At 72.9% G+C, this 14,241-nt stretch carries 13 protein-coding genes; 7 read left to right on the forward strand and 6 right to left on the reverse strand.

Annotation, left to right across the window (positions count from 1 at the left end):
- Window positions 1–41: 41 nt before the first annotated feature.
- The 5 genes from NI17_RS00415 to NI17_RS00435 all read left to right on the forward strand — a co-directional run bounded on the left by NI17_RS00415 (window position 42) and on the right by NI17_RS00435 (window position 7,489).
- Window positions 42–1,499: a PucR family transcriptional regulator gene (locus NI17_RS00415; RefSeq protein WP_068687688.1), complete on the forward strand. Its 1,458-nt coding sequence runs from the start codon at window positions 42–44 to the stop codon at window positions 1,497–1,499.
- Between the two features lie 220 nt (window positions 1,500–1,719).
- Window positions 1,720–2,796, forward strand: coding sequence for a hypothetical protein (locus tag NI17_RS00420; protein ID WP_147416912.1), 1,077 nt, complete (start codon window positions 1,720–1,722; stop codon window positions 2,794–2,796).
- A 293-nt stretch (window positions 2,797–3,089) separates the two neighbouring features.
- Window positions 3,090–3,233, forward strand: a complete 144-nt coding sequence (locus NI17_RS00425) for a hypothetical protein (RefSeq protein WP_157129654.1) — start codon at window positions 3,090–3,092, stop codon at window positions 3,231–3,233.
- A 400-nt stretch (window positions 3,234–3,633) separates the two neighbouring features.
- Entirely contained in the window at window positions 3,634–6,474 is a 2,841-nt protein-coding gene (locus NI17_RS00430) for an AAA domain-containing protein (RefSeq protein ID WP_068687691.1), read from the forward strand.
- Window positions 6,475–6,607: 133 nt separating this feature from the next.
- Window positions 6,608–7,489 carry an Fpg/Nei family DNA glycosylase gene (locus tag NI17_RS00435; RefSeq protein ID WP_068687692.1) on the forward strand — a complete coding sequence of 294 codons (882 nt, stop codon included), beginning with the start codon at window positions 6,608–6,610 and terminating at the stop codon, window positions 7,487–7,489.
- A 7-nt stretch (window positions 7,490–7,496) separates the two neighbouring features.
- Here the strand turns inward: NI17_RS00435 and NI17_RS00440 are convergent, their stop codons facing one another.
- The 4 genes from NI17_RS00440 to pfkB form a co-directional block, all read right to left on the reverse strand.
- Window positions 7,497–7,964, reverse strand: a complete 468-nt coding sequence (locus NI17_RS00440) for a hypothetical protein (RefSeq protein ID WP_068687693.1) — start codon at window positions 7,962–7,964, stop codon at window positions 7,497–7,499.
- A gap of 74 nt (window positions 7,965–8,038) precedes the next feature.
- The gene (locus tag NI17_RS00445) at window positions 8,039–8,617 is read right to left on the reverse strand and encodes an LURP-one-related family protein (protein WP_068687694.1); all 579 of its coding nucleotides are present in this window, start codon (window positions 8,615–8,617) and stop codon (window positions 8,039–8,041) included.
- A 140-nt stretch (window positions 8,618–8,757) separates the two neighbouring features.
- Window positions 8,758–9,669, reverse strand: coding sequence for a DUF72 domain-containing protein (locus tag NI17_RS00450; protein WP_068687695.1), 912 nt, complete (start codon window positions 9,667–9,669; stop codon window positions 8,758–8,760).
- 102 nt (window positions 9,670–9,771) lie between these two features.
- Window positions 9,772–10,758: a 1-phosphofructokinase gene (gene pfkB / locus NI17_RS00455; protein ID WP_068687696.1), complete on the reverse strand. Its 987-nt coding sequence runs from the start codon at window positions 10,756–10,758 to the stop codon at window positions 9,772–9,774.
- 404 nt (window positions 10,759–11,162) lie between these two features.
- On the opposite strand from pfkB, the gene NI17_RS00460 reads away from it, so the two are divergent.
- Together NI17_RS00460 and NI17_RS00465 are read left to right on the forward strand one after the other, a co-directional pair.
- Complete coding sequence (locus tag NI17_RS00460; protein ID WP_068687697.1) at window positions 11,163–11,588, forward strand: OsmC family protein; 426 nt, start codon at window positions 11,163–11,165, stop codon at window positions 11,586–11,588.
- 128 nt (window positions 11,589–11,716) lie between these two features.
- Window positions 11,717–12,466, forward strand: a complete 750-nt coding sequence (locus tag NI17_RS00465; protein ID WP_068687698.1) for an SDR family NAD(P)-dependent oxidoreductase — start codon at window positions 11,717–11,719, stop codon at window positions 12,464–12,466.
- A 54-nt stretch (window positions 12,467–12,520) separates the two neighbouring features.
- On the opposite strand, the gene NI17_RS00470 is transcribed toward NI17_RS00465, so the two are convergent.
- Together NI17_RS00470 and NI17_RS00475 are read right to left on the reverse strand one after the other, a co-directional pair.
- Window positions 12,521–13,267 carry a hypothetical protein gene (locus NI17_RS00470; RefSeq protein ID WP_119267867.1) on the reverse strand — a complete coding sequence of 249 codons (747 nt, stop codon included), beginning with the start codon at window positions 13,265–13,267 and terminating at the stop codon, window positions 12,521–12,523.
- A gap of 239 nt (window positions 13,268–13,506) precedes the next feature.
- Window positions 13,507–14,211 carry an SWIM zinc finger family protein gene (locus tag NI17_RS00475; protein ID WP_068687699.1) on the reverse strand — a complete coding sequence of 235 codons (705 nt, stop codon included), beginning with the start codon at window positions 14,209–14,211 and terminating at the stop codon, window positions 13,507–13,509.
- Window positions 14,212–14,241 lie beyond the last annotated feature (30 nt).

A 14,241-nucleotide genomic window follows, 5' to 3' on the forward strand; every position in this document is an offset into this window, starting at 1 on the left:
AGGTGCCACGAGGGACCGGTCCTGTTGTGCGAGGAGTGAGGGTGCCGCCTTCCCTGGGAACGGTCCTGCGCACACCGCGGCTGCGGCTGCGGCTGCTCAACGGGGCCGACCGGCTGGACACCCCGGTGCGCTGGGTGGCCGTCAGCGAGCTCACCGACCCGACCCCCTACCTGGAGGGCGGGGAGCTGCTGCTGACCACCGGGGTGCGGTGGACCCACGGAGCCGAGGAGGCGCGCGGCTACGTGCGGCGCCTGCTCGACCGGGGTGTGGCCGGACTCGGTTTCGGGCTCGGTGTCGCGCACGACCAGGTGCCGCCCACCCTGGCCGACGCGGTGGCGGAGTTCGGCCTGCCGCTGGTCGCGGTACCCAGGGAAACCCCCTTCATCGCCATCGGCAAGGAGGTCTCCCGTCTGCTGGCCAAAGCGGAGTACGAGGGACTGAGCAGGGCGTTCACCGCGCAACGCCAGTTGACCCGGGCGGCGCTGCGCGGTGCCGAGGCGGTGGTGGACCGGCTCGGCGCGGAACTGGCGCAGGGGTGGACGCTGCTGCTCGCCCCCGACGGTTCGCCGCGCCACGCCCACCCGCCGCAGGCCGCCTCCCGCGTGTCCGAACTCACCGGGGAGGTGCGGCGGCTGCGCGGCCTCCGGCAGCCCGCCAGCGCCTCGCTGTCCGCGGGCGGGGAGCACATCACCGTGCAGCCGCTGGGAGTGGCCGGCCGGGTGCGCGGTTTCCTCGCGACCGGCGGCCCGCACCCGCTCGACTCCGAGGAACGGACCCTGGTCAACGCCGCCGCCTCCCTGCTGTCCCTGGAGTTGGAGCGTGGAGACCCCGCCGCCTCGGACCGGCTGCGCGGCGGTCTGTTGGCGGCGCTGCTCACCGGGGCCGTCACCGTGACCGGCCCGGGAGCGGAGCCGCTGCGCGCGGCCCTGCCGGAGGAGCCGGTGGTCGTGGTGGTGGCCGAGGGGGCCGACGCCGCCGTGTCCTGGGGGCGGGGGGAGGAGGGACTGGCGCTCGTGGACGGCGGGCGGTTCAGGTTCCTGGGCAGTGCCCGATCCGATCCGGGGGCCCGCCTGGCCGCGTTCACCGGGGGACCGGTGGGGGTGAGCGAGCCCGTCGGCCACGACGCGCTGCCCGAGGCGCTGGCCCAGGCGGAACGGGCGCTGGGAGCCGCCCGGCGCGACCACGCCGAGCTGGTCCGGCACGCCGACCTGCCGGGCGGGTTCCTCGGCCTGCTGGGTACCCCCGCCGGCGTCGGCACGGCCCAGCGGCTGCTCGCCCCGCTGCGTGGCCACCGGTCCGGCGCCGAACTGCTGGCCTCGCTGCGCGCCTATCTGGCCGCATCGGGCCGCTGGGATGCCGCCGCCGAGTCCCTGGGAGTCCACCGGCACACCCTGCGCTACCGGATCGCCCGCATCCGGGAACTGCTCCCCGGAGACCTGGACGATCCCGACTACCGGGCCGAACTGTGGCTGGCCCTGCGCATGACGGAACGCGGGTGACGCCGTTCCGGCATGCCGTCGCTTTGCGGTTCCGTGCCGCCCCCCTGCCCGGGTTCTCAGGAAAAAGCCGCTGACTTCATGTTTTGTCCGTGGTTCGGCACAGGTAGGGGAATGTCTGACCGAACGGATTGTGTTAGAGGTCACAGAAGGGGCAGGGGTGGGGGACGCCCGGAAGACCAGAGGTCAGGTCGGGGGGACGATGGTCGGGCGCGTGCTGCGAATGGCTGCGGCGGCAGCGATCGCACTGTCGGGCGTGCTGTCCGCCGTCCCGGCGGCAGCGGCCGACCGGCAGGACCGCGCCGCGGCCGAACTGTCGGACGCCAGGGTCGAGGCCCCCCTCACCGACATCCGCGAGTCCTGGGAGGAGTCGCGGCCCTTCGTCCACGAACGGGTCACCCGGGCCGTCCCCGAGGTCACTCCCGGAACCGTGGCCGACGCCTTCGAGGACGACGAATCCATCCGGGTCGCCGTGCTCCCGAGGACGCAGAAGGCGCCGCAGGAGATCGCGTGGCGGCTGCACGAGGGGAGCTCCGAGGAGGTCGTGGTCCTCTACACCTGGCGGGAGGAGGCCTTCCGCGCCGACGTGGTCAGGCAGGGCGGGCAGGCCGAGGTCGAGCGGTCGCTGGTCGCCACGGACACCCGGGCCGAGCCCGGGGAGCTGCTGTCCCACATGGACGCCCTGGCGACCGTTCTGCGCGGCGAGGTCATCTCCACCGCCGCGCAGGAGCTGGCGGAGACGTCGCTGTACGTGGCCCCCGGCCTGGAGACCGACCTCGACGCGGCACGCGTCGAGGAGTTGGCGGAGCGGTTCGCCGCACTGCCGAATCCGGTGAGGGTGGCGCTGCTGCCCAGCGAGGCCGTCGAGTACGAGGGCGCGATGGTGCGCAGGGGCACCGGAAACGTCGCGGAGCTGGTACAGGGACAGCGCGACGAGCCCGTCGTCGTCTACATGGTCAACGCGGACGGACAGGTCATCGCCAGCGCGGTGAGCGGCACGGCGGCCGACCACCGGTTCGGGCTGCGCGGGGGCAGCCTGTCCCAGACCGCGAGTGCCGCGCGGAACGAGGACAGCGCCGAAGCCACGCTGACCGCCCTCCTGGACTCGCTGGAGGAGACCCCCCAGGGGGGTGACGCCCTCGGCCACACGGCCGACTTCCTGCTCTACGCCGTCCCGTTCCTGGTCCTCGTGGGGATCGGCCTGGTACTCGTGTTCCCCGTCCGGCGTGTGGAACAGCGTGCCCGGCCCGATGGCTGGGCCTCGGACGAGTCGCCTCCCCCGAGGTCGGGAGAATCCTGACCTCCGCGTCCCCCGGGGTTTTCTGTAACGCCGGGGTAAACGGTCTATGACCTGATTCTCTTTTTTGTCGGAATCTCTGCGTCGTCTCGCGTGTCGCACATACTCTCTCTGTGGTTCCAGCGGGCGATTCTGCGGCGAGGTCGCACGGTCTGCTCCGGTGTGCCGTACCGACAGGGAGGAAAACGGTGTTCGTGATCGGCGAGGACGAGAACGCGATCCCACGCGTTCTCGGCGGGCAGAACGGACCATCCACTCATTTCGCTCGTGTCATGGACGAACTCTCCCGGGGGCGCGTGTCCCGTTCCGAAAACGCGCTGCCGAGGCGTACCGTCGAGCGGAGCCGACCGGAGGGGGTGGGTGACCTGTCCCGGCACTGCCCCGACCGGGCCACTCTCGAAAGGGTCCTCGAGGCCCTCCACGACCTGGGGCGGGTCTGACCCGCAGGAGAACACGCGGCGGCGCACCGGGGACGGGGAGCGGCCGCGTGTGGCCACCGTGACGTTCCGGGTCCCGCGGGACCACTGTTTCGGACCGGAATCGGGGCACGGAACGAGGCACCCTCCCGGCTTCGGACGGCGCGAACGCCCCCTACCCGGGATTACCGTTGTCCACACGTGGAGATGCGTGCCACTCCGGAAAAACAATCCGGGGTTTTTTCGCATACGCATCACACGTGGGACGACCGGTCGCAAGAATGCGATGAGTCGCTTTGGGCGGTTAATTCGTCACCTGGCGGCCCGGTCTGGTCGGTCAGTGGGAGCAGAGGTGCCACGTGCGGTTATTCCACACATTTCACCCACCGTTCGCGCCACACGGGCGGTACGGAGCGGATCGGCGATGAGACCTCGAACGCGCAGAGCACTCATTGTCGCGGCCACCGCCTCCCCCGCCGGGACGCACGACCACGCGGACGACGTCCGGGCGGACGTCGAGGCGTTGGGGTCGGCGCTGACGGACGCGGCTTTCGACGAGATCCGGGCCCTGGACGATCCGGGGCGCACACGGATGCTGGAGGAGTTGCGCTCCTTCTGCGCCGTGGCGGAGCCGACCGACGTCCTCGTGGTCGCGCTGAACGGCACGATCGTCAGGGGCGGCGACGGCAGGCTGTACTTCCCGGCGGCCTCCCGAGGACGCCGGCTCGCCCCCGGCGCCGTTCGCCTGGACGCCGTGAGTGAGGTGATCCAGACCTCCCCGGCCCGCTCCACGGTCGTGCTGCTCGACTGCGACTACAGCGGGTGGTTCGACGACGGACCGGACGGACTCACCTCCACGGTGCCCCAGTTCGACCTGCGTCGGGCGTTCCCAGGGGACGGCTGCGCGGTCTTCGCCGCCTCAGGGGGCGGGCACCACGGCCCCGACTCGCTCAGCCAGGGCGTGGCGCGGGCGCTGCGGGGAGCGGCCCCCGACCGCGACGGGGACGGCTGGATCGACACCGCGGACCTGGACGAGTACCTGCGCCGGACCCGTGCCGTCGACCGGCCGCCCGTACTCGTCACCGACGCGCCCTCCGCCCCGTTGGCGCGCCACCCCCACCGGACGTCCGGTCCCGTCCCGCTCGGCCGGCGCACCGAGACCCGTCCCGACCCCAGGTCGTTGCTCGCCGACCTCACCGCCGTCGAGGACCTGGACGTGGCGCGCTTCGGAGACACAGCGCTGGCCAGCCTCACCCACACTCCCGAGCCCGGGCGGGCGGAACCGTCCATCCCGGTCAGCACGGCCGAGGTGAGCGAGGCCCACCACCGGGCGGTGGAGTCGGCGATGACCCGGCGGCTCACCGTCGTGGCCGCCCCGCCCGGAAACGGCGCCGCGACACTGGCGGCGGCGGCCGCGCACACCGCCATCGCGTCCGGGCAGAACGTGCTCTTCGTCGCGGCGGACACCGCCTCCGCCGACGCCTTCACCGTCGACGTCCGGACAGAGGTGGCCACGGCGTACCTGGCCGTGCGCGCGGACGCTCCCGGACACTCCCGGACCGTGTCCCGGACGCCCGGCGCGTCCCGGAGACGGAGCGGGAAGGCAGAGGACGGCGAGGCCGCGGCCAGAGCGGCGCTGTACCGGGACTGGGCGGCGGTGTGCGTGGCGCGGGCCGCCATCGACGCGATCGCGCGCATCGAACGGGATCTGACGCTGCTGGCGGAGGCGCGCGGGCAGATCATCGCGGCGGGATGGGACCCCAAGGCGCTGTTCCGCGGCAAACCCCCCGGGGAGTGGCTGCGGTTGGACGAGCAGGCCACCGGGCGGCTCTCGCTCCGTCCGCTGCGGCGCTCGGCCGCGCGGCGCAGACTGGCGTCCGCCACGGACCCGGCCGTTTTGGACCGGGTGTGCCAGATCGCCCGCGTCGAACAGGAGTGGGCGGCCGCGCTCGACACCAGACGCCGCGCCACCGCCCTGGAGGAGCTCTACGCCGACCTGGTGGCGGCGTTGGAGGCCCACCGGTGGTCCAGCGCCGCGTACCTGGCGGCCCGGTCGCGACCGGACCGCCACGGGACGGTCCGCGCCGGGCGGCCGGAACGGGCGGGCAGCGGTTGCGACGGCGACGACCGGCTGCCGGTGTGGGCGGTCGGGGTGGGGCAGGCCCACGAGCTGCCGATGCGGGCCGGCCTGTTCGACCTGGTGATCGTCGACGGAGCGGACCGGTACGGCGTCGACGAGGTGCTGCCGCTGCTCTACCGGGCCAGACGCGCGCTGGTCGTCGGAGACCCGGCCGCGACCGCGTTCACGGCCGACGCGGGCGGGCAGCGGTGCGCCGAGCCGTCCGCGTCGGCCTACCGGGCGCTGGCGCGCATCCGCACCGAGACCGGAGGCCGGGTGCTGTGGCTCGACGAGCACAACCGGTGCCATCCGGAGATCGCGGCGCTGGCCGACCGCTGCTGCTACGGGGGCAGGGGCACCGCGCTCACCGACCCCCGGACGCTTCCCGGCGACACCGCGCGGCCCGTGCAGTGGCACGACGTGAGAGGCGAGTACGAGCCCGACCCCGAGGGCTCCTTCGTCAACAGGGAGGAGGCGCATCGGGCGGCCGCCGTGCTGACCGCACTGGACGTACGGCTGCCCGTGGGGGCGACGGTGGGAGTGACCAGCCCCTTCCCCGCCCAGCGGGCACTGCTGCGCCGCCTGACCGGCCGCCGCCGCTACTCCCGCGAGATCCGGATCGAGGCCCCGCACGGCTTCGGCGCCCGCCCCTGCGACGCGCTCGTGGTGTCCCCCGTGCTGAGCGGGCCGAACCCGCACCGCACGGTGGCGCGGACCCTGGCCACCCCCCAGTGGTGGCATCCGGTCCTGACGGGAACGGTCGCGCAGTTCGTCGTGGTGGGGGACCGCCGCTTCTGGCAGGAGGGCAAAGGGGTGCCCGCGGCCCTGGTGGAGGCGGCCACGGCACGGCCCGGGGCGGCCGCGGTCCCGCGTCCCCTGCTCCAGGCACTGGGCGACCTGTCCGCCGAGGTCGAACTCGGCCCCCTGGTGGGGGGACACCGGGTGGACCTGTGCGTGCGGACTCCCCAGGGGCCGGTCCTGGTGCTGGTGGACCGCACCCGCGACGGCCGCGGACTGCGCCGCCTGCTCGACCGGCGCCAGCGGCTGCAGGAGACGACGGACCTGCCGGTGCTGCGCGTCCCCTTCTGGCGCTGCCTGCACGACCCCGAGGACCTGGCCAAGGAGATCCTGCTGGGCCGCGTCTGAGGGAGCCGGTGGCGTCCGCCGACCGCGCGGCGACCGGGAGGGCCGTCCGGAACCGGCCGTCGGGCCGATAGGGTGCGAAACCGCCGGACGGCCGCGGGGAGCGGCCGCGACGAGCGGAGGAGGCGACACCACGGTGCCCGAGGGTCACACGCTGCACCGGTTGGCGATCCATTTCGCCAAGGCCTACGGCGGCCAGCGGCTGCGCGCCAACAGTCCACAGGGACGCTTCACCGACGGAGCCCGGCGGATCGACGGGCGGGTGCTGGAGGAGGCCGAGGCCCACGGCAAGCACCTCTTCCTCGGCTTCGACTCGGGGGAGTGGCTGCGCGTCCACCTCGGCCTGTACGGGGCCTGGACCTTCGGTGACGCCGACGGGGAGCGCAGCCTGGGCGCGCCGCGGGTCGGCGCGGGAGCCGAACGGGCGGTCCGGCGCGATCCGGACGGGTTCGTCGTGCCTCCGCCGCCCACGGGTGCGGTCCGGGTGCGGCTGGTCAGCGCCGACGGCTGGGCCGACCTGCGCGGCCCGTCCGCCTGCGAGGTGGTGGACGAGGAGGGCAAGCGGGCGGTGCAGGCCCGGCTCGGCCCCGATCCGCTGCGCGCGGACGCCGACCCGGAGCGGGCCTGGCACACGGTCAACAGGTCCCGCACCCCGATCGCCGCGCTGCTGATGCGGCAGGACGTCGTCTCCGGTGTCGGCAACATCTACCGTGCCGAGTCGCTGTTCCGGGCGGGGATCGACCCGTACCGCGCGGGACGGGACCTGAGCCGCGCCCAGTGGGAGGCGCTGTGGTCGGACCTCACCGGGCTGCTGCGGGACGGGGTGCGCGACGGCCGCATCGTCACCACCCGCCCCGAGCACCGGGACGGCTCCGCGGTCGACCCGGTGCCCCGCGAGGACGCCCACTACGTCGCCTACCGCACCGGGCAGCCCTGCCGGGTCTGCGGCACCCCGGTCCGCTCCGCGCAACTGGCCGCCCGGGCCCTGTACTGGTGCTCGGGGTGCCAGACGGGGTGACCCGAGGTCAGCGCGGGGAGACCTCGCTGGTGATCTCCCAGGCGATCTCCTCGGCGAGGTCGTCGGTGAGCCCGGCGCCCGCGAGACGCCGGGCGAGCAGGCCCGCGTGGTAGACCGCGCGCAGCCCCCTGTGCCGGGCCTCCGCCGCGCTCATCACCGCGTAGTCGTCCCACAGTTCCGGGTCGACCGCCAGCACCGCGATGTCGTCGTTGTGCGGGATCGCGCCGGCCTCGTGGGCCTCGTGCAGTTCCCGGACGTGCCCGGCCTCGACCGCGGGCACGTCGCGTTCGGAGAGGTAGACCTCCTCCAGCGCCTCGGCCTGGCCCGGCCCCAGCGCGTCGGGGGCGTAGCCGAAGTCCGCGGCGTACTCGGCCAGCCGCGCGGCGATCGCCGCGACCTGCCGTTCCACCGCCTCGGCGCTGGCGGGACCGTAACCGGAGTGTCTGATGCGGCTCGCCAGCGCGTGAACATCCACCGTTGTGCCCCCTCCTCGCGACGGTTGCGGCGACAGTGGCCGAGACCGCGGTCAGACGCCCATTATCCCCGAGATCAGCGGCTCTGGAGCGCGTCGATCGCGACCGCCATGGCGATGACCAGTCGCCGGTCGACATGCGGGCTGGGGATCTCGATGGTGTACCGGTCGCGTATCCCCCATCTCTTGTCCACGGAGAAGGCGACCTGGCCGTTGAGGACGAAGTCGAAGTGGTAGGGCACGAAGGCGAGAGCGTCGATGAAGCGGCGTAGCACGGCCAGTGCGACGTTGCGCTCCTGTCCGGTGATCTGCCCGAGGCCGGGCTGCTCCACGTGCCAGGTGGAGCGCAGCAGCGACTGCTTGAAGTCCTTGCGGAACAGGCCGATGGGGGCGCCGGAGGCGTCGAAGACGTCGTAGGTGGCGCCCAGGTCGATGACGTTGCGCGCCTTGAACCCCAGCACGGGCCACTGCTTGCTGTCGTCGGTGTAGAGGGTGACCTGCTCCTTGAAGGCCAGCCGCTTCTGCTGGGCGAACGCCAGGAGCGGACCCTCGCCTCCGTCGGGGAGGACCGCGTGGAACTGGTACTGGTTGACCATGGGGCGGATACGCTGCCGCATGATCATCCGCGGCAGGCTCTGAAGCTGCTGAAAGTCCATGTTCGCCTTGTCGTTCGGGGGCGGCTTGCGGGTGGCGAAGCCGTCCGTTCCGATGGGGCGCCGGACCAGCCCGTTCCCTTTCGTGGCAGTTGATGCGCTTTTGTTACCTCTGTGCCGTGGGGAGGCGGGCACCGGGGCGGTCACGGCGCGGGGACAACCGGCCGACCGGACGAACGCAGCAGTTCGGCGAACCGTTCGGCGTTGTCCACGGCGTAGTCGCGCAGACAGTTGTTGAACAGCACGTGCACGGTCGCGGTCTCCTCGGCGAGACGGCCCACGCGCGGCACCCACTCGGCCAACTCCTCGGCGGGGTAGTGGTAACCGAACCGCCGCCGCTTGTCGCCGCTGGTCCACTGATCGGAGCGGCCGTGGAAGCGCACCACCGCCAGTTCCGCGGTGGCCTCGGCCAGCGGCGGGACCGAGCTGGTGTGGCCCTGCGGCATGTCCACGCACACGTAGGGCAGGCCGTGCTCGCGGAGGAACCCCAGTGTCTCGTCCCGGTGCTCGGCGTCCAGCCACGTGCGGTTGCGAAACTCCACGCACATCCGCAGGGGGGCGCACCGGTCCCGGCACTCCAGCAGGTAGCGCAGGTTGGCCGTGCCGAAGGGGAACCACTGCGGGAACTGGAACAGGACCACGCCGAGCCTGCCCGAGCGCCGCAGCGGCTCCAACGCCTCCCGGAAGCGCTCCCACATCGGGTCCACCAGAGCGGGCGAGGCGTCGCGCAGGTAGAGGTTGCCCTTGCGGTTGACGGCGTTGGCCGCCGCGCCCCGCAGATCCAGCGGAAGCGCGGACACCCGGGTGGGATGGTGGGTGAACAGCGAGAACGCCTTGATGTTGAAGGTGAAGCCGTCGGGGGTGCGCTCCACCCACAACCGGCAGACCCGCTCGGAGGGAGGCGCGTAGTAGGTGGAGTCGACCTCCACGATCGGAAACCGGGAGGCGTAGTACCCGAGCCGCCGCTCGGGGGTGGTGGCGTCGTCCGGGTACCAACCGGACTCGATCAGTGAGGGATCCGTCCACGACGCCGTGCCTATTCTGATGTCACCCATAGGAGGACGTTACCCACGGTGACCGGTGCGATTCGCGACAGGGCCCGAGGCCGCCGTCCTCCCGTGCGGGCAGACGGCGACCGCGACCCCGTCGGCTTCCCGTCACGCCGGGGTCCGCTCGCTCCCCGCTCCCAGCACCTCGGGCAGGTCGGCGACGGGCAGGGACGGGTCGGGCTCGGGGACGACCACGACGCCCTCCAGCGTCACGTCGGCGGGACCGGGGATGGTCGTCCCGGGCAGCGCCACCGCGGCGCTTCCCCAGGCCACCGCACGGCGGAGCCGTTCCTCGGGCTCGGCGCCGTCCAGCAGGTAGCCCGCCAGGGCGCTGTCTCCGGCGCCCACGGTGCTGCGCGGCACGATCGGCGGCCCACCCGCCCACCAGACCCGCTTCGGCTCCACCAGCAGCGCGCCGCAGCCGCCCAGTGTCACCAGCGCCGCCCCGTTGCCCCAGGAGAGCACCTCGCGGGTGGCGTCCACGACGTCGCCGAGCGTGGTCAGCTCCCGGCCCAGCAGTTCCGCGAGTTCGTGGTGGTTGGGCTTGAGCAGGTCGGCCGCGCCCGCCCGGACCGCCTCGACCAGCGGCGCTCCGGAGGTGTCGATGGCGATGGGCACGCCGTACCGGCGCGCCAGCGACGACAGCCGGACGTAGAAGTCGGTGGGGGTGCCCTTCGGCAGGCTGCCGCCCGCCACCAGCCACTCGGGACGATGGCGCAACTGCGACTCCGCGGCCCGCAGCAGCGCCGCGACCTCGGCCTCGCTGAGGGCGGCCCCGGCGATGTTGAGCTGGGTGGTGGTGCCGTCGGCCTCGGCGGTGGTGATGTTGCAGCGGGTCACGGCCGCCACGGGGACGGTCACCGCGGCGATGCCGTGCTCGCCCAGAAGCGCGGTGAGCTGGGCTCCCTCGGCGCCGCCCACGGGCAGCACCGCGACGGTCTGGACGCCGTGGCTGCGCAGTGCGCGGGAGACGTTGACACCCTTGCCTCCCGCGTGCGCCATGGACGTGTGGATGCGCAGTACCGCGCCGCGGACGTAGTGGTCGATCTCCAGGGTGCGGTCGACGCTGGGGTTGGGCGTGACTGTGAGGATCATGCGCGCTCTCTTCTGGGTCGGCGGTGGTCGATCCCGGTGGTCTTCCGGGCCGGGTTCCGGGCGCTGCCCGGCCGGAGGCCGTTCCCATCGTAGACGGAAAGGTCTAAACCAATTGGGGATCGGGGGTGAATTGGCGGTGCCGGACCGCGCCTTCCCGCCCCGCGGACCGACCGGAAAGCGTCAACAGCCCCGACGCGGGGTAGGGGATCGCGGGGCCGCGTGCCGTCCCGGCAACACACGAGGTCGCAGAGGACACGGAACCGATGACGGCCCCTGCCTTGCGGGAGGCCGGCGCGGATCCGGAATGATCGTTCCTGCGCACCCTCGGTGCGCCGGACCGCGTGCGCCGCGCACGCGGTCGCACAGCCACAGTCAGTACGGACCACAAGATTCGGGAGTCTGCCATGCCGATCGTCTCCAACGCGCACACCGAGTGGGAGGGAACCCTGTTCGAGGGCAGCGGAACGGTCTTCTTCGACTCCTCCGACCTGCCCCAGCAGCAGGTCACCTGGAAGGCCCGCGCCGAGTCCCACGGCGGGCTGACCAGTCCGGAGGAGCTCATCGCCGCCGCCCACTCGTCCTGCTTCTCCATGGCCCTGAGCAACGGCCTGGCCAAGGCCGGCACCCCGGCGACCAAGCTGAACACCCAGGCCGAGGTGACCTTCCAGCCGGGCGAGGGCATCAAGGGCATCCACCTGATCGTCCGCGGTGAGGTTCCGGGCATCTCCGCCGACGACTTCGTCAAGGCGGCCGAGACCGCCAAGGCGGGCTGCCCGGTCAGCCAGGCCCTGGCGGCCACGCCCATCACCCTGGACGCGGCCCTGGCCTGAGCCGAAGTGGAGCGGGCGGTCCGGCGGGCACGCGGGGCCGTCCGCTCCGGCGTGTGACACGCGCCTCCCGCGGAGGGGCGGGAGGCGCTCCGGGACCGCCGGGGCCCGGAGGGAGGGGGTGACGCTCAATGGCGAACGACGAACTCGACGGCAAGGTGGCGATCGTCACGGGCGCGGCGTCGGGGATCGGGCTGGCGTGCGTCCAGGCGCTCGCCGCCTCGGGGGCGCGGGTGGTCCTCGCCGACCTCGACGTGGACGCCACCGCGCGCGCGGCCGAGACGGTCAGGGGGGACACGCTCGCGGTGTGGACGGACGTCGCCGACCCGGGGTCCGTCGACTCCCTGGTCGACGTGGCCGTGGACCGGTTCGGCGGACTGCACGCCATGGTCAACAGCGCGGCGGTCAGCGGCGAGTCGGTGCCCGTGGGCGACTACAGCACCGAGAGTTGGCGCAGGGTACTGGGCGTCAACCTCGATGGGGTCTTCTACTGCATGCGCGCGGCGATCCGTGCGATGCGCCGGGGCGGGGGCGGCTCGATCATCAGCGTGGCGTCGGTCCTGGGGCGGGTCGGCTCCCCGCGGGCCGGCGCCTACGTCGCGGCCAAGCACGGGGTGGTCGGGCTCACCAGGAGCGCGGCCGTCGAACACGCTCCCGACCGGATCCGGGTCAACGCCGTCGGCCCCGGATTCGTCCGCACGCCGCTGCTGGACCGCGGACTCGACGAGGAGCGCCACAACGAGCTCGCCGCCCAGCACCCCATCGGCCGTCCGGGCACCCCCGAGGAGGTCGCCGAACTGGTCGGCTGGCTCGCCAGCGACGCGTCGAGCCTCGTCACCGGCGCCTACTACGCGGTCGACGGCGGGTACCTGGCCCGCTGACCCCGCTTCCCGCCGCCGTGGCAGCGGCGGCGGGACCACGGTGAGGAGGCTTCCTCAGCCCAGCAGCCGCTGGGTGATGACCTCCTCGCGCAGGGCGCGGGAGACGTCGTCGAAGTCCCCGACGTGGCCGACGTGGCCGGTCCGTCGGCGCACCTCGGCGCGGATGGCCTCCACCACGGTGGGGCTCTGCACCACCTCGGCCAGCGGCTCGCCGGTCAGCGCCTGCCGCCACTTGAGCAGGGTCTCCAGGCGTCCGTGCGCGACGGCCGCCCTGCTCAGGTGGAACAGGGCGTCGATCTTGGCTTTCGGTTCGGTCTCGCCCAGCAGGTCGACCTCCAGGACCAGGGCGGGAGGCGTGTCGGGCTCTCCCATGTGGTAGGCCTGCCACGCGCGGCCGTTGGTGAGCAGCAGCCACTCGACGCCCTCGGCCTCGGCGCTGCTGCGCGCCGGACGCAGGTTGCGCGTGTCGAGATCCTGGCCGCACCGCTTCACCTCGACCAGGGCGAAGACCGAGTCCTCGACCTTCAGCCCGTAGTCGACCGACTCGCTCCTGGTGCGGTACTCGGTCGTCACCTCGTCGTACTTGTTGTAGCCGAGGCCGTCGCTGAGGAAGTCGGTGACCAGCAGGCGGGTGTCGCCCTCGTTGGCGTCCCTGGCCACCAGGTCCTCCAGCGGTCCGGTGAGGCGTTCCAGGGCGGTGGACAGTCGGCCCCGAGCGTCGGCCTCCCACTCCGGGATGGGGTTCTCGGGGCTGGCGAATTCTCCGGTCCAGGTCAGTACCTGGGTGGCGTCCGGGTCCATTGGCGTTGTGAATCCCATTCCGTGCGATGTCGGGCGGAACGATAACCGTCGGAAGGTTACCGGTAAAAACGCCCACGTCTCCGTCGTGCTCGGGGTATCGGCCCGACCGGCGGCCCGGCCGGAGCCGACCGCTTCCCGAAAGTCACGTGGAGCCGACCCGTCGCGGCGGAGACCGGGGGCGCTGCCGCGCGCCGGTCGGGCCGCCGACGCGGTACCGGAAGGCGTGAGAGGGCCGGAGGCTAGGCGTCAGCGGGATCGGCGATCCCGGTCAGCCGCTCGACGTGCGGATCGGCGAGGTCGGCTGCCTCCTCGACGCGGTCGCGCAGCAGGTGCAGCGCCTCACGGGCCAGGTCGGCGGCCTCGTGCTCGTAGCCGTAGTCGAGAAGGTCCTCGAGCGTGTCGACGGCTCGTTCCAACCGCTCCGATCCGTTGTCCTCCCATTCCTCCAGAAACGGGTCGTAGGCGACCACGGCTTCCTCCAGGAGACCGCGGCACTCCTCGACCGCGGACTCCGAACCGGCGGCGGCCAGCATGCGCGCCCTCACCGCGCTGTCGTCCTCGGTGATGCGCAGCAGTTGCTCGGCCAGCCACGGAGCGTCCTGGGCGAGCAGGAAGGCACGGAGTTCCCCGTCGGTGCGGTCGGAGACCGGTTCGGGCGGAGGGCGATCCTCGCGGAACCAGGCCAGGGCCACCGCGACGGCGTGCTTGCACCACCGGGCTCCGTCCTGCCCCAGGGGGCAGGAGCACCCGCTGTCCCAGCCGCCCGGTGAGTGGCGCAACCGCACCAGGTAGTCGTTCCTGCCGCGCACCACCGCAGACACGCCTCCGGAGCACTCCCGCAGGCGCAGCACGCCTCCTTCGGCGAGGTAGCGCTCACCACGTTCGAACCAGCGGGGATCGGTGGCCAGGCGCAGAGACTGGGAATCGACGACGCGTGTGGTCATACCGACAAGCCTAAGGAGTCCCCGAGGCCA

This window comes from Thermobifida halotolerans (assembly GCF_003574835.2).
GTDB lineage: Bacteria > Actinomycetota > Actinomycetes > Streptosporangiales > Streptosporangiaceae > Thermobifida > Thermobifida halotolerans.